Here is a 26,662-nt window from a genome sequence, read left to right on the forward strand (position 1 = left end):
ATAAAATATATTCAAGAAACAAAATACTAGAAATATTACAATTCGTTAATGTTATATTTAGTTCTTGACAAATATAAATTAAGGAGATGGTAATAGATGAAAATAAAAAGATTGGATATCAGTAATTATAGGTCGTTGGATGGACTAAGTTTTAGCTTTCATTCAGAAGTAAATTTTATTGTTGGACTTAACAACATTGAAAAGTCTAATTTGCTAAAACTATTAAATACATTGGTGAATAAACGAAATTTTATAGATGAGGATTTCAATGATATTGAAAAATCAATAGAAATAAAGATAACTTTATTTCTGGATGAAGATGAAATTGGAGTATTTGAAGATCTTTTTGATCCTACAAATGAAAGACAAATTAACATAATTGCTTTACAGGAAAATCCAGATGAAAATATAACTTTTATACACGCGGAGACAGAAACAGTAATATCAAGTTCATTAATAAAAAAACTTAATTTTATTTATTATGACTCTTTAAGAAAGCCCTCAAATGAATTAAATTTCAATACTAAAACCGGAAGTGGGCGTTTTCTTTCACATTTGATAGATTTATATACTAAAAATGATGAGAAAGTTCAACCTGAAGATTTAATTAATAATACCTATTTGGCAGGATTGTTAGATTATATTAATTCGAAATTGGAACTAATTGAAACTTTTGAAGCTAATGATATTAAAGCCGATACAGGAAATGAGATCAAGGAAATATTATCAAGGTTGATCATATTAAAAAACGATGAAAATTTCCCTGTAGATAAGCTAGGATATGGTATACAATTTAGTAACTTAGTACCTATTTCTATATTAGAAAGAATATTTAATATAAAAAGGCGAAAAAAAACGTTTGAAAATGCAATTATTACTGATGGTAATGGAACGGTAACACTTCCAATTACTTTAGGATTGGATGAACCAGAGATTCATCTACATCCCCACTTACAAAGAAAATTAATAAAGTATATTTATAGAATAACTACTAATTCACAAAGAAATTTTAACAATCTTCTTTCTGATTTGTTTGGAATTAATAGTATAAAAGGTCAATTATTTGTTGTTACCCATTCACCAAATATATTATTAGATGACTATAAACATATTGTTAGAATTTATAAAAATTCCAATGGGGAAGTCTTAGTTTCAAGTGGTGTAGATATTGAATTGGATGATGATTTAGAAAAACATCTAAACAAGCATATGCAATATATTAAAGAGGCATTTTTCTCAAGAACAGTTATATTTGTAGAAGGAGACAGTGAGTTATTAGCTATAAAGGTATTTGCAGAAAGAATGGAAATTGACTTAGATGATTACGAAATATCTGTTATTTCTGCTGGTAGTGCAGATTCTATCCCACCCCTTGTTGATTTATTTAATAAATTTGGAATTGAAACTGTTTCTATAATTGATGGAGATAAAAAAGAGGGGGACAAATTTAAAAATATAAAAAATCTATATATAACTCAAGGGCAGGATTTCGAAGAAGATATATATATGTATTTTAATTTTTCCGATTACATTAGGTACTTAGAAGAACAGTATACAGACGATCCGAAGAAGTATTTATTTTTTATGGGGCAAGCAAAAAAGTTAGGAATTGATATAAATCCAAGACAAAGACCAGTTTATAAAGAACTAGAAAAGATTGATAATGGGCAAAATCTTGAGAGATTAAAAGAAGAATTGAAGTCGGACGTTCTAAATAGTCTTAGGGGAAATAAATCAATTTTACAAGGAAGATTACTTTCGGAGGCAGTTACAAAAATTCCCCAAACATATAGGGACGCGATAGAGAAAGCAATGGAGTTGTCAATATATGAATAATAAGTTAATAATTGATAAATTATTAAAGCTTCATAATGGAGACCAAAAACAACTAGACGTAATATTATCTGATGCAAATAGATTGATTGTAGAGGCTCCAGCTGGCTATGGAAAGACGAAAACACTTATAAGTAAAATTGCTTATTTAATTTTAACTAAGCAAGTACCAGTCAATAAAAAAATTCTTGCTCTAACTTTTAGCGTAAATGCAGCATATAATATGAAAAATGAAGTAGTCAATATTTTACCTACACTTTTAGCGAATAATGAGAATCTGAAAACATCTGATATTGAGGGAAAAGTATATGTTTCTAACTTTCATGGTTTATGTAGACGAATATTAAAAAAATATGGATATTTATTAAGCAAGGAACTTAAAAATATAGACCAGTTAATAAATATAGATGATTCTAGTGAAAATAATCTAAATAAATTTAATATAAACTTATTAGAAGATGAGAAAAAATTAGTAAAGGATATTTCAATTGCTTCGAAGGAATATAAAGAAAAATACATTAAAGAAAATTATCTACAATATAACAATATAATAAAAACGAAGTATATTGAAAAAGGGGTTATATCTTACAATTCAATTATAACCTTGACAATAGAGTTGTTAAATAAATATAAAAATATTAGAAGTTTTTATACTAAGTTTTTTCCGATAATAATAATTGATGAATTTCAGGACACAAACATTCTAAATTGGACGTTTATTCAGTTATTAATTAATAAAGAAAGTAAGTTAGTTTTTTTAGGAGATTCGTTACAAAGAATCTATGGGTTCATAGGAGCTATACCTAATCTTATAGATTTAACATTAGAGCTGTTCGATATGGAATACATAGCACTGGAAAAAAACTATAGATTTGAAAATAATGATGAAATGTTATTGCTTGAAAAAAATATTAGAGAAAATGCAAAGAAACCAATTAATCCATCAATAAAAAAAGACGCTAATGTCAATTTCAAATTATATAAGAATCAAATAGATGAAGCTTTTGGTATTGTTAATCAAATTAGAGAATTACAATCAAAGAATATCAAATGTAAAATAGCAATACTAGTGAAACAACGCGGACCCAACATCAATTTGATTTTAGAAGCATTAAAATATAACGATATAAAATTCTTTTTTGGATTATTTACAGATGAAGATCAGCGGTATATTAGATTTCATGAAACTTGCTTGAATAAGTTTTACTCAATATTTATAGAGGAGAATAGAAGTCTTTCAAAGAAAAATATTGAATTTTATTTAAACGAAATAAAAAAAGAATATAACAATGTTTCTGATGCAATGAATAATTCATTATTTAAGCTTTTACATGCTTTCCTAGAAAAAATTGTAAATGAGTTTAAGGGTCTTCAAAATTCTGATAAATACAGAATAATTATGGATACATTTATGAACAAGTCATTAAGACAAAACCTTGATATTTTAGATGATAATGTTATTGTTACCACTGTACATGGAGCAAAAGGATTAGAATGGGATTATGTTATTTTGCCTGACATGGAAAAAAATCAATTTCCAAATTATAACGGATTGTGCAATCGTAATAATTGTATATTTGGTGATTATTGTATATTTAGTGTAAATGAAAACAATGAAGTAGAATTTTTAGAAGAACTTAGTGTGTTTTATGTTGCAGTAACAAGAGCAAAGAAAGAAGTATTTTTTACTGCAAGTCAGCGAAGTTTTGTAAGAGAAGATTTCCAACCTGAAACAAATATTAGTTGTCTATTAAGGCTACCGGGAATAAACATAAAACAAACTAATGAAAAAGTAAGTGTTTAATTGATGGGTTATAAAATAAAACTTTTAAGGTAACACTGCTACATCAATATGTCTGCGATTACCACTCAAGCCAAGTAGATAGCGGCACCAAGCAGCGATCGTTAATGGGATAAATGATAAATCTCTGACATCAAGATCATCCCTCTGGACATACAATTTGATTGTTTTGTTTCCCCAAAGCGAATTCCTAGCTTCTGAGATGTATCTATCGCTATCCGTTGTGGTGTATCTGGGATATTTGGATTTGGAAAACGGACTTCAATGACTTCTTTAATAAACTCCATCGGATCAATGATACCTGGATCAGTCACTACCTTCATTCCTTCCATATAGCCGATTTTTTCCACTAACCCCTTCAGGTCTTCATCCTTCATTTCTTCCGCGATTGACGTGTAATCAAGTAAGCAGCCAAAGATGGCTAAAGCGGTATGAAGCGGATTTAAACAGGTACAAACTTTCATTCGTTCCACGAGATCTACCACATGTCGTTCGGCAAAGAAAACACCTACTTTTTCTAATGGTGGTCTGCCGTTTGGAAAACGATCCTCAATCACTAAATATTCGGATTCTTCCGTGTTCACAAAAGGTGCGACGAGCGGTCCATTTTCTCTCTTTGGAATTAGCTCAGCACTGCCGAAGCCGATGTTTCTTAACCTTTCCTGCACAGATGCAGAGGGAAGTGGGGTGATTTTGTCAATCATGCTCCATGGGAAAGTAATGCGCGTTTTATCGTTTAAATACTCGATAAACCCTTGCTCGACAATATCCTTTTCCTGCCAAATGGAAGCAACCGTTAAAATGGCTTCTTTTAGCTTATCCCCATTATGGGAGAAATTATCAGTGCTGACGAGGGCTAATGGAGCCTTTCCTGCCTTATATCTTGCATGTAAAAGCGCTGCCAGTAAAATCATTGTATGACGACTGGGCTGATCCAACCCTCGTTTAATTTCTTCTTGCACCGACTCCCGTATGTTGCCATCCATATCCTTTAAGTCATATCCTTTTTCCGTAATGGAAAGGGAAATAAACTGGAGGGAAGGATGACTTGCCACCTCTTTTAACCTTTGCCACGTAGTTGGACCATTGTAGGTTGGAATACTTTCTGCCACACTTGCAATCACTTCCATATCCAATGAACCATCTGCCTTCATAACGACATCAAGGCTTAGATTGTCATAAGGCTGGTAGATTTTTTCGATCAAAGCATCATCGGATGTCGAAGCAACAATTATTCCTTTATTCGTTTCTTTAAGTTCGATTAAATGTTGCTGCAACACGGAATGAAAAGCTCTAAATAAGTTTCCCCCTCCGAAATGCAACCAAATCGGCTCCTTTTGTGTCGCTTCCCATACCTTTTCAAAGTCAAACTTTGGGGTTTTAATCCCGATCTCTTCAAATTTCTCGGGACTTTTTTTTAATTGCTCCTTTTCTAGTTCTAACAATAGGATTTCCCCTTTCTGCCTCATTGTACAAACGACATTGGCGAAGACTTCAGGTGAAAATTAAAATATTTTTGGGCGTTATTATAGGAAATATCCTGAACAATTTGATCTAACCAAGCTAAATCATTTGGGTATTCGCCATTTTCAACCCAATTGCCAATGATATTACACAAAATTCTTCTAAAGTACTCATGGCGACTATAAGATAAAAAGCTTCGTGAATCTGTTAGCATTCCGATAAATCTTGATAACAGTCCGAGATTTCCGAGGACTTTCATCTGTGTTTCCATACCGTCAATGTGATCATTAAACCACCAGGCTGATCCAAACTGTACTTTTGATGGGATGCCACCTTCTTGGAAATTGCCAGCCATCGCAGCCAGCATTTCATTATCTTTCGGATTCAGACCATACAAGATTGTTTTAGGAAGTTGTTGTTTTTGGTCAAGTTCATCCAACAATTGAGAGAGAGGAATAGCAATTGGCCCATCTCGGAAAGAGTCGACACCTACATTTGCTCCAATTGCACGGAACAAACGAGAATTTACATTTCTCAATGCCCCGATATGATACTGCATCACCCAGTCCCTCTTGTGATAAGCTTTACCAAGATTTACAAGAAGCTGAGTTAAAAATTGATTATTTTCTTTAATTGAAATCGGCACGTTATTTAATGACTTCTGCACAATCATATCAAGTTCTTCCAATGTAGCCGGTTCGTAGACAACAGTCTCAAGACTATGATCAGATAATTTACAGCCTATTTCATTAAAATAATCGATTCTAATTTCTAAAGCTTGCATTAGACTGTTGAAATCGGTAATCTCAATCTCTGTCAACTTCCCAAGCTTTCCTACATATTCCGTCCATGATTGGGTTTGGTGAATCGCCATAATAATATCTGGTCGAAATGTCGGTAACACGGTTGTCGAGAATTCTTGATCCTCTTGTAGGAGCTTATGGTAATGCAGATCATCCATTGGATCATCTGTTGTACCGATTAGCACGACATTTGATTGTTCAATTAAACGTCGTGCTGAATATTCTGGGTCTTGTATAATCTGATTACAATTTTCCCAAATCTCTTTGGCAGTCGAACTTTTCAAGATCGTGTCCACATGGAAATAACGTTTCAACTCTAAATGCGTCCAATGGTAGAGTGGGTTTCCTATTAATTTTTCAACCGTTTCTGCCCATTTGACAAATTTTTCGTAGTCGTCCGCATCCCCCGTAATGTAATATTCCTCTATCCCATTTGCTCTCATTGCTCGCCATTTATAATGATCACCATATAACCACAGCTCCGTAATATTTTTATATCTTTTATTTTCATAGATTTCCCGAGGATCTAAGTGGCAATGATAATCATAGATTGGCATTTTGGCAGCATAGTCATGATAAAGCACTTTTGCTGTTTCCGTTTGCAATAAAAAATCTTTATCTATAAATGGTCTCATTTGATTCTTCCCCTTTTTTATTGGTATCCGGTCCAGAATATTCAACAGGTGGATGTACGTTCCACAACTTTTCATACTTATACCCTGTAAGAGCCTCCACTACTTCTTTCGTTCTAGAATCCACATCTTCTTTACGGCCATTATTTTTCAAGCGATTGATTTCATCCACAAGAATACCATGGGTTTGTTTGTTTAGTTTGAATGTAAAAGCAGTAATTAACGCCACTAGTAGTAGACCTACTACGCCAACCAACATGATACCAATAATGGTGTGAACCGCACTGTCTGGTTGCGTCGTTGCTTTTTGAATAAATCCTCCACCCTCCAAAATTGCACCAACCAAGAAAGTAGCAAGTGCAACAGAAGATTTTCTAAAGAAAGTCATAACTGAAGCGAAAATTCCTTCTCTTCTTTGATTCGTAATTATTTCGTCGACATCTGGAATGAACGGGAATACATTCCAAGGGACAAATTCCAACATGCTTCTCCCGATTTGATAAACGAACGAAATGATAACCAAAGTTAGGATTAAGTTGCTAGGTTGCAAGAAATAAACAGCGGTATAACCAAATACACAAAGAATCATCGTTGAATAAGAAATTTTCGCTAAATTAGCCGGTCCTATTTTAATCATTAAAAAACCGTAAACAATTGCGCCTGGCAATCCAATAATACTAAAAGAAAGTAAATTAGCAGCAACTTCTGACGTACTATTCAAAGCATACACACAGTAGAAAACAAACACTGCATTAAAGGCATCTTTTGCAGTCATCGAACTGATATACATTAATAAATGTTTCCGGAAACTTTTTACTTTAAAGGTCGAACAAAAATCAGCTAATGTTTGACCAATCACTTTTAACCTTTCGACAAAACTTACACGGTTATTCTTATGATCGATAAATTGCTGCATGATCTCTTCCGGCACTTCCCTCTCCCAAGTAGCGCGGTAAGAGATATAAACACAAACAGCGAAAATCACCGCAAAAAGAGCACCATTAATTAAAAATGCCGAAGGACTATCTTGGCCAAGAATACCGAATAATTGACCAGGAATAAAGGTCGCCAAGAATGTACCTAGACCAGAAAAAAACATTCTGGCTGTAGAGAGTTTTGTGCGTTTGTTAAAATCAGTTGTCATTTCCGATGGAAGTGTTTCCCAAGGAATCAAGACTAGCGCTGCGATAATTTCAAATGCTAAGTATGTGAACAAATAATAGTAAAAATTCATACCGGTTACCCAAAGTAACACATAGATCAACATTAATGGAGAGCCTACAAGTAGAAAAAATCTACGGCGTCCATATTTCCGGCCAAATTTGAATCGGAAGAAGTTATCCGAGAAGCTACCAACGAATAAACTGACGACTGCATCCACAATCCTGGCAATCGAAATAATAGAAGCAGCTTGTACCGGTGATAAACCGGCAAAGGTTGTAAAGAAGAATAGCAGCCAAGCACCGATAATGGTAAACGCTCCACCGCCCATCATATCAGTTACTCCATAGCCAATACTCGTTCTGAGCGTAATTTCCTTATTTTTTCTAGGCATCATAAGCCCCCCTATATTTTAGAGTACTACTGAAAAAAATGAGTAAAACGCTTTCATTTTTCTAGGAATAACAGGAGAAAATGATTGCTCTTTTCCCTGCATTTCCCAAACTCAGACTATTATATATTTCACTGCTGAAAAATTATTTTTTACCTTTTAACACATAAGCATCCCATGCACCATGTATATACATCGCTCCTAATGCACGATCATATAAGCCATAACCCGGTCTGCATTCTTCATCCCAAATATGTCTACCGTGGTCAGGACGAATATATCCATCAAAACCGTTCTCATAAAGAGCTTTTATAATGTCTGTAATGGGCAAAGAACCATCAGCAACTAGATGAGAAGATTCAATAAAGCTGCCGTCTTCAAAGTGCTTTACATTACGAATGTGAGCAAAAGGTATACAATGGGCGAAAGATTGGACAATATCTACTAAATCATTCGCTAAGTTTGCGCCTAACGAACCTGAGCAAAACGTTATCCCATTTGCAGGACTATCTACTGCATGTAAAATCCTTTGAATATCTTCCTTGTTTTTGACAATCCGCGGCAATCCAAATATGGAAAATGGCGGATCATCCGGATGTATGGCCAGCTTAATTCCGCAACTTTCTGCAACCGGGCAAACTTCTTCCAAAAAATATATCAGATTTTTCAGTAAATTCCCTTCATCGATATTCCTGTATTGCTCAAATAGACTCTGTAAATCTCTTAACCTTTCTGGTTCCCACCCTGGAAGCGTGAAATCTTTTGCATTTTCCTCCATATTTTTAACGACCTGTTCCGGTGTTAGCGCTTGAACTTTTTCCGAGTCAAAATATAAAGCCGTACTGCCATCTTCCATTTCTTTGAACAAATCTGTTCGGAACCAATCAAATACGGGCATAAAGTTATAGCAGACAACTTTTACACCAACTTTGCCCAGATTCTTCAATGTTTCCTTATAGTTCTGAATATATTGATCTCTTGAAGGTAGTCCGAGTTTGATATCTTCATGAATATTCACACTCTCAACCACCTGAGTATGTAAGTCATAAGCATTGGCCTGTTTTACTACTTCCTCAATTCTTTCAAGGGGCCAAACCTCTCCTACAGGAATATCATGCAGTGCCCATACAACACCTTTCATACCAGGTATTTGACGAATTTGCTTTAGCGTAATCGAGTCATTACCTTCTCCGTACCATCGAAATGTCATTTGCATAACGAGCTCTCCTTGTTAGCGTTTTCATTTTTAATCTATTTAGACTGACCGGCACTTTTGAGGATTATATTAAAATCTATCCAGCGCCAATTTTAACAATCTAACTTAACACTTGGTTTTTATACATGGGAATGAAAATAATCAGGAAACTCTTGAAGTAAAATTTCCTTTTCAGACAGCATCAATCTCATATGCTCTTCCATAAGTGCTACTGCCTTTTTTTTATCTTTTTTAGAAATAGCATGAAAAATTTCCTGGTGATGATTCAGTAATACGGTCCAATCCAAATCTTTTGTATCAATCAATCGCAATAATCGAAACCGATTTAAATGACCTGCTACATTCTGAATCATTCGCCATGTACGCTCTTTTCTAGAAGCAATAAATAGTTCTTTATGAAAAAGTTCATCCAAATCTTGGAATTTCTCAATTTGTTGAATCTCTTTATGATTGTTTACCAAATGCTCTTGCATTTTTAAGTTGACTTCCAGATTGAAGAGAGATTCTTCTGGAATATGTTCACAACATCTTTCAACTATCTTTGTTTCGATGATCTCACGAACAAATCGTGCCTCCTCGGCAAGATCTAAATTGATAAGTGAAACAAACGTACCGCTTTGCGGAACGATGGTTAACAATTCTTCCTCGGCTAATTTCAAGAAAGCTTCCCTTATAGGGGTTCGGCTAACATTTAAACGGTCAGACATCGTTTTTTCAGAGATTTTCGTTCCAGGAGTTAATTTTAATTTTAAAATTTCTGTTTTAATTTCTTCATAGGCAAATACTTTTGCATTAACGATACTGTTTACCATCCATCTTCCTCTTTCTTTCTATACTGTCTTTTAGTATATCAAAAAAGATCCAAATTGTACCTCCTCCATCAAAATTAACCATATTAATATACTAGTATGGTAGTTATGGAATTATTATAAGCCGACACCCACAATTTGGCAAGATGTTTATTTAGAAAATTTAGAAATTTCAAGAAAAATAAAAGATTTATTCAGTTATAAAAAACCTTTCTTTCATTCTAGGTATGCAATTTTTTGATTCACTAAGTAGGAGGGACATTGAAAGGCAAGAAAATATGTACACGATTTAGGAAAGGATCATCGAAAATAATAAAAAAGCTGCTCATTTTAAAATTAAAATGAGCAGCCACTTAATTTATAGAACAGTAGTCGTTCCAAAATCTTCATAATGATTATTAAACGTAATATTTTTCTACCACATCAGCACAACGGCTACATAATGTTGGATGGGATTCATTTTGACCAACTGTTTCCGAATAGGACCAGCAACGTTCACATTTTTCCCCTTCTGCTTTCTCCACTACAATAGCAGTTTTTTCAAGAACAAGGGCATTTTCAGGAGCACCTTCTTTATTTGCTACTACTTGAAGTTGAGAAACGATACAGCTTTGAGCAAAATCAATAGCTGGATCATTTAGAAGTTCAGTAATTTCATTATCGGCATAAATTGTTACTTTCGCTTCTAACGATTTACCAATTGTTTTTGCATTACGTGCTTCTTCAAGAGCTTTTAACACTTCATCGCGGATAGCAATTACTTTATCCCATTTTGCTCGGAGTTCTGTAAAGTTATTACGTTCATCAACCTCAGGGAAATCCGTTAATTGTACAGATACTTCCTCTTCATTTAAGTAAGACCATAATTCATCCGTTGTATGCGGAAGGATTGGTGTTAATACTTTAAGTAAAGTTAACAAAGTATCATACATAACCGTTTGCATTGCACGGCGATCTTTATTATCTTTTGCTTCAATATAAACAACGTCTTTAGCAACATCTAAATAGAATGCTGATAATTCAACCGCAACAAAGTTATTGATTGTATGGTAAACAGATGCGAATTCATAACGGTCATAAGCTTTACGCACTGCTTTTAAGACATCTTGTAAGCGCATATACATGTATTGGTCCATTTCCCGCAATTCTTCATACGCAACTCGATCTGTTTTTGGATCAAAATCAGATACGTTACCGTGTAGGAAACGAAGGGTATTACGAATTTTACGATACACTTCTGAAATTTGTTTTAACATATCCATCGAAATGCGAACATCACCAGTATAATCAACAGACGCTACCCATAAACGGAGGATGTCAGCACCATATTGATTCATCACTTTTTCAGGAATAATGACGTTTCCTAATGATTTACTCATTTTGCGACCTTCTCCATCTAATACAAAGCCGTGGGTTAATAACCCTTTGTAAGGTGCGTATCCGTTAATGGCAACAGAAGTGATTAATGATGAATTGAACCATCCACGGTGTTGGTCAGATCCTTCAAGATAAAGATCAGCCGGATATTTCATTCCTCTTTCTACAAGGACACCTTGGTGGGATGAACCGGAGTCAAACCATACATCCATAATATCGTTTTCTTTAGTAAATTTACCATTTGGACTACCTGGGTGAGTAAATCCTTCTGGTAGAAGGTCTTTTGCTTCCCTTTGGAACCAAATATTTGAACCATGCTCACGGAATAATTTTGAAACATGGGCAATCGTTTCTGGCGTAATAATTTCTTCTCCATTTTCAGCATAGAATACTGGAATTGGAACACCCCAAGCTCGTTGTCTTGAAATACACCAGTCTCCACGATCACGAAGCATATTGTAAAGACGCGTCTCACCCCAAGATGGTGTGAAAGCTGTTTCTTCAACTGCTTGTAATAATTCATCACGGAAAGCTTCTACCGAACAGAACCATTGTGGCGTAGCACGATAAATAACAGGTTTTTTTGTACGCCAGTCATGTGGGTAAGAATGGGTGATGAATGATAATTTTTCTAAAGCGCCTACTTCTTTTAATTTCTCTGTCATCACTTTGTTAGCATCATCATAAAATAACCCTTCGAATCCAGGGGCCTCATGAGTATAGCAACCTTGGTCGTTAATTGGGCTAAGTACATCTAAACCATATCTTTTCCCCACTAGGAAGTCATCTTCCCCGTGACCAGGAGCTGTATGAACACACCCAGTACCTGCTTCTGTCGTTACGTGGTCACCAACCATCACTAATGAATCGCGACCATAAATTGGATGTTTAGCCACAACATATTCAAGTTCTGCACCTTTTACTTCTTGAATTACTTCCGCATTTTCCCATTCTAAATTTTGGGAAACTGTTTCAAGTAAGTCTTTTGCGATAATGAATTTATTATCATTGACTGATACTACAACATACGTAATTTCAGCATTTAAAGAAATTCCTAAGTTCGCTGGAATCGTCCATGGTGTTGTCGTCCAAATAATAAATTTAGCATCTTGTGGTACAACACCTTTTGCATCTTTAATTTCAAAGCTTACATAAATAGATGGTGATTTAATATCTTTATATTCAATTTCCGCTTCTGCTAATGCTGATTCAGAAGAAGGGGACCAATAAACCGGTTTTAACCCTTTATAAATATATCCCTTTTCAGCCATTTTTCCGAACACTTCAATTTGACGTGATTCGAATTCTGGCTTCAATGTAATATAAGGGTTATTCCATTCACCACGAACTCCTAGACGTTTAAATTGAGTTTTTTGGTTTTCAATTTGTTCATAAGCGTATTTTTCACAAAGCTCACGGAATTCAGCAATTGTTAATTCTTTACGCTTTACTCCTTTATTTGTTAACGCTTGCTCAATTGGTAAACCGTGCGTATCCCAACCTGGAACATACGGTGCATGGTAACCAGTCATTGAACGATGGCGGGTAATCATATCTTTCAATACTTTATTTAAAGCATGACCGATGTGAATGTCACCATTTGCGTAGGGAGGTCCATCATGTAAAACGAAGTGAGGTCGATCTTTTGTCCGCTCATTTACTAGAGCGTTAATGTCCATTTCTTCCCATTTTTCTTGCATTTTTGGTTCATTAGCTGGTAAATTTCCGCGCATGGGGAAATCAGTTTTTGGCATTAGCAATGTATCTTTGTACTCTACCATAGTAAAATCCTCCTTTAATGTTTCCTTAAGTCTAATTGTTAAGCACCTAAAAAATAAAAAAAGCTTCACATCCCTGAAGGGACGAGAAGCTATTACTCGTGGTACCACCCTAATTTGCGGAAAACGAAATGGTTAACCGCCTCTTAGACACTGTAACGTCGTGTGAAACGAAATCACTTAATCAAAAATCGTCCACCTATTTTAATTATAGGTTAACGGGTGTGTTACCGTTCTAACACCTTTTCAGTGATTTAGCTCAGGAGTGATCTTCTTTTTTGAATGTTTCGTTCGAGCTTTCACCATCCTCGAATCGCTTTTATCCACTTTCAAAAAATACTGTCTCCTTCAACGCCCAAAATATCAATTTTTCATACTCGTGTATATCAGTATATGGAAATGAAGAAATTCAGTCAAGTAAATCGATGAAGATTGACAGAAATTAACCTTCCGTTGTTATTTCTAAATCATCATCTTCTTGTCGTGCATGGTTTTGGATTTCCGTTAACCCAATTTCATATTCTAATAAATGTTCCCAATCATCCGTGTTTAATAAATCTAATTGGGCTTCTACTAACATTTTGAAACGATTACGGAAAACTTTCGATTGTTTTTTCAACGCATCAATTTCAATAGCAATTTTACGAGCTTTTGATAATGCTTCATTTACAATTCGATCTGCATTTTTCTCAGCTTCTTTAATAATTAATTTTGCTTCTTGTTGTGAGTTACGACGAACTTCTTCAGCTGCTTCTTGTGCAACTACAATCGATTTTTGTAACGTTTCTTCAAGTGTATTGTAATGACTCATTTGCTCAGTCATTGTTTTTACTTTATTTTCTAATTCCTTCTTTTCACGAATAAGAATTTCATAATCTTTTATGATTTGATCTAAAAATTCATTCACTTCGTCTTCTGCATATCCTCTGAAGCCTCTAGTAAATTCTTTATTATGTATATCGAGAGGTGATAATGGCATTCGTCAACACTCCTTCTTCATTTAAATATATAAATCTATTATACAGCTTGTCGTTGAAACATGACATCAAAATTTCGTAATTTTTTACTTTAATCTACTATTTTTTCTCTAATCGGCCTATTTGAAGTCGAAGTTTATCCTTTTTCGTCCGTCCTTCAGACATTATCACTTTTAATCTGCCAAATCCACGAGCCGAAAGAATATCACCTTCTTGTACTTCAAAGGAAGCATCCTCTCTTATCGTCCAATTGACTTTAACTTTGCCTGCTTTAATTAAACTTTGAGATTTTTGTCTCGATATATTAAGAACTGTGGCAATAATAACGTCTAATCGCATAGAAGATACTGTATAGGTTTTATCGAACCATTCTTCTTCTAGTTTAATTAATTGATGATAATCAATTTGTTCCAACTTCACTTTTGATTTACCAATAGAAGTTAAATTCACTAATACGTAATCTTGGACTTCTTTAGCGACTGCAAATTGAATTATATCCTCTTCAATCCGAATATCACCGAACTTACTACGTCCAATGCCTAACGATAATAAAGCTCCTAATACATCTGGATGTTTTAACTGAACAAACTTAGAAGGATAATTCACTGCAAAAAAGGAAATTTCAAAATCATTCTTCGTTGGTTGAAAATAATTGGGACAAATAAAAAGTCTTTGTCTTTCTGCTTCATCAAACCCTCCAAAATGATGAACGGATAGTTCGTTATTTTGACCAACAATAGAAGAAACAATAAATCTTTCCCGAGGATCAAGAAAATCCGTTAATTTTGGTGTAAATCGATCTTCTACTTCCCTTTGCCACCCGATGACTTTTTCGATGAAAGTTTGTTCGTCTTTTCTAAAATGTTGAATTAAATGCTCCATTTTCTCAGCTCACTTTGATTAACTATATATTTATATACTGCCCAATTTATCGTATTAAAAAAGGGACGTTTCAAAATTGTTGGAAACGTCTCCTTAAATATCGAAAGAATGACTTCTTTTTTTAGTATTTGACTTAAGTTAACATGTTATATAGATTGAAAACGACAATTTTTATCCCACGTTCGATGAAAGTCAGTAATAAAATCGCAATAATAGGCGAAAAATCAATCATACCGATAGGTGGGATGAATTTTCTAAAGAAACCTAAATATGGTTCACATAATTTTGCAAGAAGTCGTCCAAAGGCCGAACCTTGTGCGGCCGGAACCCAAGACATTAAAATGTAAATGATAAGCATAAACGAATAAATCGAAAAGGCCATTGTAATAACTGTACTGATTGAATAGATCATCATATAAATTAATTACCCTCTCTAAATTAAAGTTCCTCTTGTAGCAAAGTAGCCTTTATAAAAAGTTAGTATGTACCTATAGAAATAAAATACTTCTACATTGCTTGAGGGTCACTTCATCCCCCATTTAGGGGAATGAAGTTAAAATTCCTCATATAAATAATTTGATATTTCCCCAGATACTTCCACATTATCCGGTGTACATAAGAAAATATCTGTACCGATACGTTGAATATCTCCACCTAGAGCATAAACCGTACCGCTTAGGAAATCGATAATACGAATTCCCGCTTCACGATCGATGCGCTGTAGATTTACGATAATTGCCCGTTTATTTTTCAAATGCTCAGAAATATCTTGCGCCTCTGCATATACACGTGGCTCAACAATTACAACTTTTGAATTTTTTAGTGAGTTTGCCGCCTGTAAGCTGACAACATTGCGTGGTTGTGACTGTTGGGGTTCAACCTCAGCAAGCTTTCTTTCCTTTTTAGGTCGTGACTTTACAACGGGTTGCTCTTTAGAAATATGAACTGGTTTACTTGATGCTTCGATTTCTACTGATTCATCTTCTTCTAAATAAAAGAAATTTTTAATTTTATTTTTCATACTCATCTAGTATCCCTCATTTCTATCCAACAAGAGCTGTTCCTATTCTTACAAACGTTGCACCTTCTTCTACTGCAATGTCGAAATCATTTGACATCCCCATTGACAGTTCTTGGCAAGGTGCAAAGGGCAAGTTCAACTCAACAACGTCCTGCTGTAATTTTTTTAGTTCACGAAATACATGGCGAATAATCGTTTCATCTTCTGTATTTGGAGCCATCGTCATTAATCCAACTACTTGAATTTTATCGAATTGTTGTAAAGATTGAATGAATGGAATAACTTCTTCCTTCGATAATCCATGTTTCGTTTGTTCTCCTGAAACGTTAACCTGTACAAAACATTTTATCGTTTTTTCAGCCCGTTTATTAATTTCTTCCGCTAGACTAAAACGATCCAATGAATGTAAGTAGTCGATTTCATTTATCACTTGTTTCACTTTTCTTGATTGTAATGACCCGATGTAATGCCATATCGCTTGATTATTCATTTCGCCCTTTTTACTTAATAATCCTTCTGGACGATTTTCACCTAAATGATTTAATCCAGCTTCAACGGCTTCAACCGCTCTTTCTGTAGACACTTGTTTCGTTACAGCAATAATCGTTACATCTTGTGTCGCTTGTGTGCGTTTTTTGGCTTCATCAATTTTTTTCGATATAGTATTTAAATTATCAATTATTCTTGCCATTTTAAACCCAACTTTACATCAATAGTTTCCTTCATTGTATCAATCTAGTAAGTAATTTTCAATGAATAGTACTGCTTTAACTATCTTCACGCACTAAAATAACATCTTTCCCTACGACGAGAATATCAGTAATTGGTACTTTTCTTACATGTTCTTCATTTTGCATAAAAGACATAAACTTTTTAGGCTCTGCAACGAGAAAAGCAATAATACTTCCTGTCTTTTCGCAAACTTCCGCATCAATGATATATCCGATAAATCTTCCATTCCCCGCTTCTATAATTTCCTTTTGTTGTACATCTGAAAATCGCAAGAAAATCTCCTTTCCTCTACTTTTTAATGGGATGAAATTATATAAATTCTCTTTTCTACTTAAAAATAAAAACGCACTTAAAATAAGTGCGCTGCATTTGTTATCCTAGTTTATAGTCTTTTTGCATTGTCTCAATGGCATTTTTCTCTAATCTCGAAATTTGCGCTTGAGAAATACCGAGTGATTTTGCAATTTCAGTTTGTGTTTCGCCATAATAGAATCGTTTAGATAGAATCATTTGTTGTCGTTCGTCTAATTTTTGCATACTTTCTTTTACACTAACATACGCAACCCATTGGTCTTCCGACACATCATCATCTCTTAATTGATCCATAATATATACTGCATCACCGCCATCTGAATAAATAGGCTCCTGTAAGGATAAAGGATCCTGAATGGCATCTAATGCATATAATACATCTTCTTTTTTCATTTCAATTGCTTCAGCTAACTGTTCGATTGTCGGTTCATATAAATTTTCCGAAATAAATTTTTCCTTTGCCTGCATTGCTTTATAAGCAATGTCTCTTAATGATCTAGATACTCTTAATGCGTGATGATCTCGTAAATGTCTTCGAATTTCACCAATGATCATCGGTACAGCATATGTTGAAAAACGCACATTATGCTTCAAATCGAAATGATCTATAGCTTTTAATAATCCGATGCATCCCACTTGGAAAAGGTCATCTGCTTGTTCACCACGATAAGAAAATCTACCGACAATACTTAATACAAGCCTTAAATTACAAATAACAAGTTCATCTCTTACCCATTCTTCTCCTGACTGTAAGCGAACGAACAGCTCTCTCATCTCTTCATGTTTTAGCACTGGCAAAGAAGCAGTATCTACACCACAAAGTTCTACTTTTGTACGAACCATCTTCTTTTCCTCCGAACTGTCTGTTTTTTATCTCTGAACTGTTTTTTAAGTTTGTCCGGAAAAAAGAAGAATATGCACAAAATCCTTGTCCAATTTCATCCAATCAATTAGAGAAAGGAGCGTTCTAATTTGAACTTCATACGTTGTTCAATTACTTCGAAATAGCTTCATTCGCATATTTAACAGAAGAAAATGTAGGCCAATATGAGCTTATGAAATTGGTTGGTTTAAATGTTCTCGAAGATCTAATATAATTTTCTTTTCTAATCTTGATATATAGGATTGGGAAATTCCTAAATGGTCAGCCACTTCTTTTTGCGTCATTTCTTGCTTTCCATTTAAGCCAAAACGGCATTCCATAATATATCTTTCCCTTTCACTTAAGCCATTAATTGCTTGAAACATATGTTGCCGTTCGATTTTCTTTTCAACATCATTCATAATAATTTGTTCTTCCGTTCCTAATATATCTGAAAGGAGTAATTCATTTCCGTCAGGATCTGAATTCAAAGGTTCATCTAACGAAACTTCTCCCTTCATGCGGCTCGTCTTTCTTAAATGCATTAAAATTTCATTTTCAATACATCTAGAAGCATAAGTCGCTAATTTTATATTCTTTTCTGTATTAAATGTTTCAATTGCTTTAATTAAGCCAATGGATCCAATACTAATTAAATCCTCTATAGGCGTACCAGTATTATCGAATCGTCTTGCAATATAAACAACAAGACGTAAATTTCTTTCAATTAGTGTGTCTCTTGCTCTCAAATCACCATTCATAAAGGCTTCAATAACTGTCATCTCTTCTTCTCTAGTTAATGGTACTGGCAATGAATCGTGCCCTCCTATATAGTAAGTTCCTTTGAGTCGAAACTTACTCCAAATTTTTCTAAATAAGTCGATTAATTTATTAAACAATCATTTTCCCCCTTTATGTGTAAATTTGATGAATACGAATACGCTTATATTCGCTGTCCAGATTAGTTGCCTTCAAGTAATCTGTGACATCCGTCGGAGCATTTACTACTATGAAACTTTTAAAAAACAAGTAGTTATAGTGCCAAAACGTGAAGAATCATTTGTGCGTCTTGAGGATACCTCGCATCATTTCTAGTTAAAACAACATATTGATCAACAATTTCCTTTGAAACACTACCACTAATTTTTAATTTATCAAATCGGAAGGCAAGTACTAATGAACGTTCTTGTTGGACTGTCGATAAAGAAAGCACCCGCACTTTTGGATAAACGTAAGTAGGAAACATTTTTAATTGATAAGGGTTTTTATCATCCCACGTAAGTAATGCTTCTTGGAAATCACTCGGGAGCTCCTTACTTATTGCTGTATAGGAGAGAAAATGAACCGGTTTTCCACTAATTGGTTCAATACATTCGTTTCCCGTATCAATAAAACCCTTTAAACGATATGTTTTTTTAAATAGCTCAAGGTCACAATCCACTACAAATGAATGTTGAATTTTTTCTTGCATCATATTTCTCCACTTTGTGTGAATCGTTGTTAAACTTAAAAAGGCGATGGCTATGCATAAAATAAAAAAAGCAACCTCGGATTGATTTAGTAAAAAAGGAAGTAGGCTTGTTAAAACACCACCAAGAAAGAAAGTAGTAATAAATAAGACTGTTCCTTGTTTTAACAACGATTGGAGTCGAAAAGAAAATGCAAGTCCAATTAATACAATGAAACTTAGTACAGCTCCAAATAACGTTTGATAAAAAATTGCTGCGATGAATCCACTACAAAACGCACTAAGGAGCAATCTACTCCTTTTTACATACAATCCCGTTATTTCTTGTGTGAACTTTAATAAAAAATAGTTAAACAACGTATTGTATAGTATGAGTAATTCTCCAATCATTTCAGCGTCCTCCTAAAAATAGATTACCATTCGTCTGTTAAAGAAAATGTCAAAACATTGTATGAAATCTAAATTTCTTTTTGACAAAATTTTCGATTAAAGGAGAAAATATGACACGAAAAACAGAAACGTTTTAATTATTAAAATTCCTTTAATCATTGGTAATAAAGGAATGAAAGAAAATATCATGAAGTATTTTTACATAAAAAAAGGAGACTCATAAACTATGAGTCTCCTTTTTGTCGAATTATGTTCATTACCCTCTATTTCGACGATTTCGTAAAAATGTCGGAATGTCTAATAAATCATCTAATTGCTGAGCCTGTCTTTGTGGTTCATGTTGTACATTTTGTTGTTGTTGCTGTTGTTCTTGTACTCGTTCACGAATTGGTACTTGCGGTTGCTGTGTTTGTCCACCACGTACAGTTCCCATCGGACGAGAATTTTGTTGACGTTGCTGTTGTGAAATTACATCTTCAGAAAAACCAGTTGCGATTACTGTTACGATAATTTCATCATTTAAGTTTTCGTTAATAACCGAACCGAAAATCATATTCACTTCTTCATCAGATGCAGAAGCGACAATATCAGCAGCCTCTTGAACTTCAAATAAACTTAAGTTAGAGCCACCTGTAATATTCATAATAACACCTTTAGCTCCATCAATTGAAGTCTCAAGAAGTGGACTTGAAATTGCTTTTTTAGCTGCTTCCGTTGCACGATTTTCACCTGTTGCAATCCCGATTCCCATAAGAGCAGAACCTTTGTCAGACATTATCGTTTTAACGTCAGCAAAGTCTAGGTTAATAAGACCTGGTGTTGCGATAAGATCGGATATACCTTGTACACCTTGACGTAATACATTATCTGCTTCACGGAAAGCTTCAAGCATTGGTGTACTTTTATCAACAATTTGTAATAATTTATCATTCGGAATGACGATTAAAGTATCAACAGCTTCTTTCATTGCTGCAATACCACCAATTGCTTGAGTTTGACGTTTACGGCCTTCAAAGGAAAAAGGACGTGTTACGACACCTACAGTTAATGCTCCTAAATCACGGGCAATAGAAGCAATAACAGGAGCCGCACCTGTACCAGTTCCTCCACCCATACCAGCAGTTACGAACACCATATCTGCGCCACGTAGAACTTCTTCAATTTGTTCGCGACTTTCTTCTGCTGCTTTTTTTCCTACTTCCGGGTTAGCACCTGCACCTAGCCCTCTTGTTAACTTGTTACCAATCTGTAATTTATATTCAGCTTTTGATAGATTTAAAGCTTGTGCATCTGTATTTACAGCGATAAAATCCACGCCTTGTACACCGTGCTCAATCATTCTATTTACTGCATTGTTACCGCCACCACCAACACCAATGACTTTGATGTTAGCCAGTTGGTCTATACTCGTATCAAATTCTAACATAGTTTCTCCTCCTGCCACATTTATCTCGAAATATTATTCAAAGAACTTATCAAATAGTTTCTTAGCTTTATTGATTACGCTTGTTTTATTCGTACTGTTGCTTACTTTTTCCGGTGCGTTTGATTGTTTTTTAGGAGGTGTTGATCCGACACCAGTTGTTGCTAATGCAGGTGTCTGATTTGTACTTCGACCATAAAACTCATCATCTAAATGCGCATATCGTATTAAACCAACAGCAGTTGTATAAGCAGGTTCTCGAACTCCTATATAGTCTGGAGTATAAATTCTTACACGTGTTTGCATAATTTGTCTAGCAAGCTGTGCAATACCTTCTAATTGAGCAACGCCACCTGTAAGGACTACTCCACCTGGTAAGTCACGAACTCCTAATCGAGCTAATTCATCTAAAACGAGTTCGAATAACTCTTCAAGACGTACTCCGATCACTTCGGAAATAAATTTTTGACTATATTGATCCATTGCATCTGTACCTGATACCGGAACTTCAAAAATTTCTTCATCCGAAGCATCATCGTAAAATGCATGTCCAAACTGTTTTTTTATTATTTCGGCTTGTTCTGTTGGGGTTTTTAATACTATTGATAAATCTTTAGTTAAATGTTCGCCACCGACTGGAATTACTCCTGTTCTAGTCAGCAAACCATCTTCAAAAACCGCAACTGTTGTAGAGCCTCCCCCTATATCAATATAGGCAGTTCCTTGATTTTTCTCATCTTCAGTAAGTGCGAAAAATCCTGCTGCTAATGGTTGTAAATAAATTTCCCTTATTTGTAACCCAGCACGCTCTACACAGCGAAGTACATTGTGTACTAATGTCTTTGAAGTTGTAATCATTGTAGCATCCATTTCTAAACGAATACCAATCATACCTCGAGGGTCTTTGATTTCATCTAGATTATCTACAATAAATTGACGTGGAATTAAGTTAACAAGTTCTCTCTCTGGTGGAATTGACATCACTTGTGCGGATTCAATTACTCTTTCTAAATCTTCATCTGTAATTTCACGGTTTTCACTATTGACTGCAACAACCCCTTTCACAGGTTGAAGAGTCGTTTGATTTGCAGGAATACCGAGCACCACTTCATCTATTTTGATGCCAGTCATTCTTTCTGCTTGATCTACGGCTTTTTTAATTGATTGTACGGTTGCATCTATATCAACAATAGCACCTTTACGGATACCGTTTGATTTTACATTACCTACACCAATCACATGTAATTGATTGTCAGTAATATCTCCTATCAAAACTTTAATAGAGGATGAACCAATATCGAGTGAAATATAAATATCTTGGTGATTCATCATTCCGCACCTCCTTCGTTTACTACTATATTTTATTCTATTGTAATTCCCAGCTATTGTCTAAATAATTCCGTGTATACTCTTTAATTTTACAGCTATTATACTGTATTTTCATCCTTTTTTATATGTCTCTCTTCCCATTTTGTTATCAAAATCCGTCGAATTACTGCAATATTTTGGAATAATCGAACACCAAAGGCGAAAATGGCTGCTAAATATAAGTCTACGCCTAGATGAACACCTAAAAATGCTAATCCAGCAGCTAAAGCGATATTAAAGAAGAAACCGGATAAAAATACTTTATCATCATAAACTTGTTGTAAATTTGCACGGATTCCACCAAAAATTGTATCAAGGGCTGCAAGCACAGCAATGGATAAATAATTTTCATAGACTGTAGGAATTTGAATATCCGCTAATAACCCTAATCCTAGACCTAAAATTAATCCTAATAATGGTAACCACATACTTTCTTTATTCCCCTTTATTGTCTTCAACTATATATTGACTTGATAATTTCCCGTCATAGGGAGCAATAGTAATGTCTGATTGTGCTTTATTAATCGTTAAATTTAAATTATCCAAGTAAAAATCATCTTTGAATGTTGAAGCAAATAAATAACCATAAAGTTTTTCGGCTTTCTCATAAGAATCGGTGATTACCTTCATTTCAACTTCAGTATCAATAGGAACACTATTCACCGTCGTGTCTCCATTAATTTCGCGGATTGCTGAAGTATGGGTAAGTCGTTGTCCATCGATTTCCACGTAAAGACCATTATAATGATAAATTTCGTTTACTAAGCGAATTAAAAGGTCCGGTGATATATTTTCAATGGAATAACCGGAATTTATAAGCTCAATCGCCGGTGATATATTTAAAATTACACCCGGTCCAGTGACAGATGTAAGTCCAACCTGTTCATTTAGATCTTCCACTGTATTTTCTAAAAGATCGGCTTGTTGTTCTTTTTCATTATTTTCATATTCCTCAATCAAATCGTTGTAGCTTTCGATTTCGGATAACAATTCCGAATGACGTTTTTTTTCTTCAGATAATTCTTGTCTTATTGCCCAAATGTCTCGTGTATCTCTCGTTGTTGGATTTTGTACTGTATTGTATTGAACAGCAATCATCAAACCTACAATAAATGATACAATCGTTATTCGGGTAACTATTTTTTTATTCAATCGTTTCCCCTCCTAAACAATTCTCTTATTTTTAGGCTTGTCCCCGAATAATACTATATTTCATTATTAATGGAAGACATTTGGATCCGATCGCTTTGTTCCATTGTTACGACAATATTATCCATCAATAATTGATCGAAAACACCACCAACAATTTTTAAAGAAGCCATTAAAGTTTCAGCATTTCCAATTGCTTCTATAACAAATGGTGCTGGAAATTGGTGACCGTCAATTGTTATGACTGGTCCATTACATTTAATATAGGAATTGGACTTTAATCTTTGGCCATTAATGGAAATAGCCTCCGCGCCAGAAATTTTCAATTCATTAATCACTGATAAAACATGACTTTCATGAACAATATAGTCATTTGGATTAGTAGAATTTGGATCGTATACGTTATCTTTTAACGTTACTTTAATGCCTTCCCCTTTAACTGGTATCAAGCCCAGTTGCAATCGAAGTTTTTCAGCATCTTCTATTAAATCCTCATATTGGTCTTCATTTTTAGCAATGCTTTTTTCATAGTCTCTAATTTGATTTTGCAAATCGTTTAATTCTTCAGCCAGCTCTTTATTTCTTTCCTGTTGTTCAATCAGGTCTTCCCGGTAGGATTCTTCTTGATCTACATATGAATTGTTCATTTTTGCTTTATCTTTTGTCAAATTATAGGAATAGCCAATAATAAATCCTGTTGCGATACATACAATGAGTACGATGAACTGCTTTTTTGTAAATTTATTATTGTGAAGTGGTTTCTTCATCCGCCATCACTTCCTGTTCTTCGATATCTTGTCCTTCTGTCCCATCGATATCAAAGTCAAATTGAGCATATTCATCTTGATAGGATTTGTAATATGAACCAACTTCAATATCTATTATGCCCTTTTCAAATTGGCCAGCCCCTTCAATTTGTGCAACAATCGAAGGATAATAATTTAATTTTTTCGCTAGAGATGTAATTTCAGCTCTAACTTCGTAACCATCATTCATATAGAGGGTAATAGCATAAGGATCAGCACTCGAAGGCGTTGAATTGATTTGAGAAATTAACGAAAGAACTGTGGGGTCTAACTTTGAAAGCTCAACTAACAATTTTTTTCGTAACTTTTCATCTTCAAAATTTAAAAATAATGGAGCATCAATTGGACCTGAAAAACTTGATTCTTTGAAAATTTCTCCATTTTCCAACATCGGGTACAGATCATTATCTATTGAAATATAGGCGACCTTCTCATATTCTTCAACTTCAATTTCAACAGAGGAAAGCCATTTTCTTTTTACATTCACATCTTTTACCCAGTATTCTTCAAGAATCTTCTCCTCAACATCACTTGTTTTAAAGCCCCACAACGAGTCTCCAGCTTTTAAATCCGATTGTTTTAAATACACATCTTCCTCTACTAATTCGGACCCGGTAATATTAATATTCTTAATATCACTATAGGAAGATTGAAAGTAAAGGAGTAAAAATAATGTTAAAAAGAACAATAAAAGTAGTGTGATAAATTTTTTATTTGTTCTCTTTCTACGTTTTTCTCGTAATGTTGGGATGCGTTCTTCTATGTCAATGACTTTATCCATAATTTTTACTCCCCCTCTCCTTTTCCCATTTATATCCATCGCCTCATTATAAGTCAATCTGTTTAAAAGACTTATTCTTTATAAACTTCTGATTGATTTGAGAAACAAACGACAATGGCTACAACAAACCAGATAATCATGAGTGACGTCCCACCATAACTAATAAACGGTAATGTCACCCCTGTTACAGGGATAAGACCAATGACAACGCCGATATTTAATGCAGCTTGAAACCCAACCATCCCTACTAAAGCTGAAATAGCATAAAAGTCGGAACTTCTTACAGTTTGAATGGCCAGTCCACAACCGGAATAAATGAAAATTCCAAATAACACTAAAACGAAACAACCGCCTAGAAACCCAATTTCCTCCAATATGATGGAGAAAATAAAATCATTTTGTGGCTCTGGTAAATATAAAAATTTTTGACGGCTTTCTTGAAACCCATGTCCAAGTATTCCTGCTGGTCCGATTGCGAGCAAAGATTGAACAGCTTGGAAGCCACTTCTTAAAGGATCTTCCCAAGGATTTATAAAGGCTTCGATTCTTTTTAATCGATAGGGGGCAGAGGCTATTAAACCAATTAACCCAACAACTCCTAGTACAATAAATCCAACGTATAATTTAATAGGGTATCTGGCGATAAACAATAAAATAAATGCAGATACAACTAAAATAAATACGGAACCAAAATCAGGCTGTAACATGATTAATGCACAAGGAAGAATAATGATTAAAAAGTGCTTTATTTGAACAACTCTCTCACTGTTTTTTACTTTACTCAATAAAAAACTTAAATACATTAATGTTGTAATTTTAACTAACTCAGCAGGTTGAATAGTTAAAGGACCAAGCCCTATCCAGCTACGTGAACCGTTTCGAACAATACCAATCCCAGGGATTAAAACAAGTACTAATAAAATTAAAGATAGTACATATAGAGTAATCCATGTTTTTTCACGAGTAAAAACCGGCATATTTGCTACAAATATAAAGACGATAATCGCAAGCAAAAGATACATACTTTGTTTAATATAAAACGGCAATTCGCCTTCATAATGAATAGAACTCCAATATGTACCGGCAGAAAAAATAAACACAATTCCTATTAATGACAACAAGAAAGCAGAAATAATGAAGAGCCTCTTATAAGTAAATTTCAGTTAAGGCATCCTTTCCTCTTATGAACTAAGAAATCAAAAAAACAAAAGAGGTGTGCTTAGAAA

Annotated in this window: 24 protein-coding genes and 1 other annotated feature; of the genes, 2 read left to right on the top strand and 22 right to left on the bottom strand. The window is 34.4% G+C overall.

Annotation, left to right across the window (positions count from 1 at the left end):
• The first annotated feature begins 96 nt into the window (after positions 1-96).
• Both ACH0B5_RS07765 and ACH0B5_RS07770 read left to right on the top strand, forming a co-directional pair.
• A complete protein-coding gene (locus ACH0B5_RS07765; protein ID WP_406927665.1) occupies positions 97-1,836 on the top strand; it encodes an ATP-dependent nuclease in 1,740 nt (579 codons plus the stop codon).
• Positions 1,829-3,637 (top strand): UvrD-helicase domain-containing protein, encoded by a 1,809-nt coding sequence (locus ACH0B5_RS07770; RefSeq protein ID WP_406927666.1) that lies wholly within the window; start codon positions 1,829-1,831, stop codon positions 3,635-3,637. Before ACH0B5_RS07765 ends, ACH0B5_RS07770 begins: the two co-directional genes overlap by 8 nt.
• Before the next feature lie 101 nt (positions 3,638-3,738).
• Here ACH0B5_RS07770 and ACH0B5_RS07775 read toward each other — a convergent pair whose 3' ends face one another.
• The 22 genes from ACH0B5_RS07775 to ACH0B5_RS07880 all read right to left on the bottom strand — a co-directional run bounded on the left by ACH0B5_RS07775 (position 3,739) and on the right by ACH0B5_RS07880 (position 26,599).
• The gene (locus ACH0B5_RS07775; RefSeq protein ID WP_406927667.1) at positions 3,739-5,079 is read right to left on the bottom strand and encodes a mannitol dehydrogenase family protein; all 1,341 of its coding nucleotides are present in this window, start codon (positions 5,077-5,079) and stop codon (positions 3,739-3,741) included.
• A 20-nt stretch (positions 5,080-5,099) separates the two neighbouring features.
• A complete protein-coding gene (gene uxaC / locus ACH0B5_RS07780; RefSeq protein WP_406927668.1) occupies positions 5,100-6,536 on the bottom strand; it encodes a glucuronate isomerase in 1,437 nt (478 codons plus the stop codon).
• The gene (locus ACH0B5_RS07785; RefSeq protein ID WP_406927669.1) at positions 6,517-8,091 is read right to left on the bottom strand and encodes an MFS transporter; all 1,575 of its coding nucleotides are present in this window, start codon (positions 8,089-8,091) and stop codon (positions 6,517-6,519) included. Before ACH0B5_RS07785 ends, uxaC begins: the two co-directional genes overlap by 20 nt.
• A 139-nt stretch (positions 8,092-8,230) precedes the next feature.
• Positions 8,231-9,301, bottom strand: coding sequence for a mannonate dehydratase (gene uxuA / locus ACH0B5_RS07790; RefSeq protein WP_406927670.1), 1,071 nt, complete (start codon positions 9,299-9,301; stop codon positions 8,231-8,233).
• A gap of 119 nt (positions 9,302-9,420) precedes the next feature.
• Positions 9,421-10,113 carry a GntR family transcriptional regulator gene (locus ACH0B5_RS07795; protein WP_406927671.1) on the bottom strand — a complete coding sequence of 231 codons (693 nt, stop codon included), beginning with the start codon at positions 10,111-10,113 and terminating at the stop codon, positions 9,421-9,423.
• 395 nt (positions 10,114-10,508) lie between these two features.
• Positions 10,509-13,268 (bottom strand): isoleucine--tRNA ligase, encoded by a 2,760-nt coding sequence (gene ileS / locus ACH0B5_RS07800; RefSeq protein ID WP_406927672.1) that lies wholly within the window; start codon positions 13,266-13,268, stop codon positions 10,509-10,511.
• A 74-nt stretch (positions 13,269-13,342) separates the two neighbouring features.
• Positions 13,343-13,626, bottom strand: a binding site (T-box leader).
• An 81-nt stretch (positions 13,627-13,707) separates the two neighbouring features.
• Positions 13,708-14,244, bottom strand: a complete 537-nt coding sequence (locus tag ACH0B5_RS07805) for a DivIVA domain-containing protein (protein ID WP_122970286.1) — start codon at positions 14,242-14,244, stop codon at positions 13,708-13,710.
• Between the two features lie 97 nt (positions 14,245-14,341).
• A complete protein-coding gene (locus tag ACH0B5_RS07810; protein ID WP_406927673.1) occupies positions 14,342-15,124 on the bottom strand; it encodes a YlmH family RNA-binding protein in 783 nt (260 codons plus the stop codon).
• Between the two features lie 133 nt (positions 15,125-15,257).
• Positions 15,258-15,539, bottom strand: a complete 282-nt coding sequence (locus ACH0B5_RS07815) for a YggT family protein (protein ID WP_122970284.1) — start codon at positions 15,537-15,539, stop codon at positions 15,258-15,260.
• 138 nt (positions 15,540-15,677) lie between these two features.
• Positions 15,678-16,151 carry a cell division protein SepF gene (locus ACH0B5_RS07820; protein WP_406927674.1) on the bottom strand — a complete coding sequence of 158 codons (474 nt, stop codon included), beginning with the start codon at positions 16,149-16,151 and terminating at the stop codon, positions 15,678-15,680.
• A gap of 16 nt (positions 16,152-16,167) precedes the next feature.
• Positions 16,168-16,836 (bottom strand): YggS family pyridoxal phosphate-dependent enzyme, encoded by a 669-nt coding sequence (locus tag ACH0B5_RS07825; protein WP_122970282.1) that lies wholly within the window; start codon positions 16,834-16,836, stop codon positions 16,168-16,170.
• A gap of 76 nt (positions 16,837-16,912) precedes the next feature.
• On the bottom strand, positions 16,913-17,149 hold the full coding sequence (locus ACH0B5_RS07830) for a PRC-barrel domain-containing protein (protein ID WP_341361858.1): 237 nt from the start codon (positions 17,147-17,149) through the stop codon (positions 16,913-16,915).
• Positions 17,150-17,249: 100 nt separating this feature from the next.
• A complete protein-coding gene (sigG, locus tag ACH0B5_RS07835) occupies positions 17,250-18,032 on the bottom strand; it encodes an RNA polymerase sporulation sigma factor SigG (RefSeq protein WP_097072057.1) in 783 nt (260 codons plus the stop codon).
• Positions 18,033-18,242: 210 nt separating this feature from the next.
• Complete coding sequence (sigE, locus tag ACH0B5_RS07840; RefSeq protein WP_122970280.1) at positions 18,243-18,950, bottom strand: RNA polymerase sporulation sigma factor SigE; 708 nt, start codon at positions 18,948-18,950, stop codon at positions 18,243-18,245.
• A gap of 134 nt (positions 18,951-19,084) precedes the next feature.
• On the bottom strand, positions 19,085-19,909 hold the full coding sequence (locus tag ACH0B5_RS07845) for a sigma-E processing peptidase SpoIIGA (RefSeq protein ID WP_122970279.1): 825 nt from the start codon (positions 19,907-19,909) through the stop codon (positions 19,085-19,087).
• A 256-nt stretch (positions 19,910-20,165) separates the two neighbouring features.
• Positions 20,166-21,335, bottom strand: a complete 1,170-nt coding sequence (ftsZ, locus tag ACH0B5_RS07850; RefSeq protein WP_341361857.1) for a cell division protein FtsZ — start codon at positions 21,333-21,335, stop codon at positions 20,166-20,168.
• Between the two features lie 33 nt (positions 21,336-21,368).
• The gene (gene ftsA, locus ACH0B5_RS07855; protein ID WP_122970277.1) at positions 21,369-22,661 is read right to left on the bottom strand and encodes a cell division protein FtsA; all 1,293 of its coding nucleotides are present in this window, start codon (positions 22,659-22,661) and stop codon (positions 21,369-21,371) included.
• Between the two features lie 98 nt (positions 22,662-22,759).
• The gene (locus ACH0B5_RS07860) at positions 22,760-23,128 is read right to left on the bottom strand and encodes a small basic family protein (protein ID WP_122970276.1); all 369 of its coding nucleotides are present in this window, start codon (positions 23,126-23,128) and stop codon (positions 22,760-22,762) included.
• 7 nt (positions 23,129-23,135) lie between these two features.
• Positions 23,136-23,852 carry a DUF881 domain-containing protein gene (locus ACH0B5_RS07865; RefSeq protein WP_341361856.1) on the bottom strand — a complete coding sequence of 239 codons (717 nt, stop codon included), beginning with the start codon at positions 23,850-23,852 and terminating at the stop codon, positions 23,136-23,138.
• A gap of 53 nt (positions 23,853-23,905) precedes the next feature.
• Complete coding sequence (locus ACH0B5_RS07870) at positions 23,906-24,616, bottom strand: DUF881 domain-containing protein (protein ID WP_341361855.1); 711 nt, start codon at positions 24,614-24,616, stop codon at positions 23,906-23,908.
• Positions 24,594-25,436 carry a cell division protein FtsQ/DivIB gene (locus tag ACH0B5_RS07875; protein WP_341361854.1) on the bottom strand — a complete coding sequence of 281 codons (843 nt, stop codon included), beginning with the start codon at positions 25,434-25,436 and terminating at the stop codon, positions 24,594-24,596. The genes ACH0B5_RS07870 and ACH0B5_RS07875 overlap by 23 nt, the downstream gene beginning before the upstream one ends.
• Positions 25,437-25,507: 71 nt before the next feature.
• Positions 25,508-26,599, bottom strand: a complete 1,092-nt coding sequence (locus ACH0B5_RS07880; protein WP_406927682.1) for an FtsW/RodA/SpoVE family cell cycle protein — start codon at positions 26,597-26,599, stop codon at positions 25,508-25,510.
• Between the last annotated feature and the right edge of the window lie 63 nt (positions 26,600-26,662).

This window comes from Ureibacillus sp. 179-F W5.1 NHS (genome assembly GCF_045369345.1).
GTDB lineage: Bacteria > Bacillota > Bacilli > Bacillales_A > Planococcaceae > Ureibacillus > Ureibacillus halotolerans.

What these genes read in the sequence shown, in the direction of transcription:
- ileS (WP_406927672.1), bottom strand. Translation starts at nt 13,268, where the DNA reads ATGGTAGAGTACAAAGATACATTGCTAATGCCAAAAACTGATTTCCCC.
- ftsA (WP_122970277.1), bottom strand. Translation starts at nt 22,661, where the DNA reads ATGAATCACCAAGATATTTATATTTCACTCGATATTGGTTCATCCTCT.
- ACH0B5_RS07770 (WP_406927666.1), top strand. Translation starts at nt 1,829, where the DNA reads ATGAATAATAAGTTAATAATTGATAAATTATTAAAGCTTCATAATGGA.
- ACH0B5_RS07825 (WP_122970282.1), bottom strand. Translation starts at nt 16,836, where the DNA reads ATGGCAAGAATAATTGATAATTTAAATACTATATCGAAAAAAATTGAT.
- ACH0B5_RS07860 (WP_122970276.1), bottom strand. Translation starts at nt 23,128, where the DNA reads ATGTGGTTACCATTATTAGGATTAATTTTAGGTCTAGGATTAGGGTTA.
- sigG (WP_097072057.1), bottom strand. Translation starts at nt 18,032, where the DNA reads ATGGTTCGTACAAAAGTAGAACTTTGTGGTGTAGATACTGCTTCTTTG.
- ACH0B5_RS07815 (WP_122970284.1), bottom strand. Translation starts at nt 15,539, where the DNA reads ATGATGATCTATTCAATCAGTACAGTTATTACAATGGCCTTTTCGATT.
- ACH0B5_RS07875 (WP_341361854.1), bottom strand. Translation starts at nt 25,436, where the DNA reads ATGGATAAAGTCATTGACATAGAAGAACGCATCCCAACATTACGAGAA.
- ACH0B5_RS07820 (WP_406927674.1), bottom strand. Translation starts at nt 16,151, where the DNA reads ATGAGTATGAAAAATAAAATTAAAAATTTCTTTTATTTAGAAGAAGAT.
- uxaC (WP_406927668.1), bottom strand. Translation starts at nt 6,536, where the DNA reads ATGAGACCATTTATAGATAAAGATTTTTTATTGCAAACGGAAACAGCA.
- ACH0B5_RS07810 (WP_406927673.1), bottom strand. Translation starts at nt 15,124, where the DNA reads ATGGAGCATTTAATTCAACATTTTAGAAAAGACGAACAAACTTTCATC.
- ACH0B5_RS07845 (WP_122970279.1), bottom strand. Translation starts at nt 19,909, where the DNA reads ATGATTGGAGAATTACTCATACTATACAATACGTTGTTTAACTATTTT.
- ACH0B5_RS07795 (WP_406927671.1), bottom strand. Translation starts at nt 10,113, where the DNA reads ATGGTAAACAGTATCGTTAATGCAAAAGTATTTGCCTATGAAGAAATT.
- ACH0B5_RS07765 (WP_406927665.1), top strand. Translation starts at nt 97, where the DNA reads ATGAAAATAAAAAGATTGGATATCAGTAATTATAGGTCGTTGGATGGA.
- uxuA (WP_406927670.1), bottom strand. Translation starts at nt 9,301, where the DNA reads ATGCAAATGACATTTCGATGGTACGGAGAAGGTAATGACTCGATTACG.
- ACH0B5_RS07805 (WP_122970286.1), bottom strand. Translation starts at nt 14,244, where the DNA reads ATGCCATTATCACCTCTCGATATACATAATAAAGAATTTACTAGAGGC.
- ACH0B5_RS07785 (WP_406927669.1), bottom strand. Translation starts at nt 8,091, where the DNA reads ATGATGCCTAGAAAAAATAAGGAAATTACGCTCAGAACGAGTATTGGC.
- ACH0B5_RS07870 (WP_341361855.1), bottom strand. Translation starts at nt 24,616, where the DNA reads ATGAAGAAACCACTTCACAATAATAAATTTACAAAAAAGCAGTTCATC.
- ftsZ (WP_341361857.1), bottom strand. Translation starts at nt 21,335, where the DNA reads ATGTTAGAATTTGATACGAGTATAGACCAACTGGCTAACATCAAAGTC.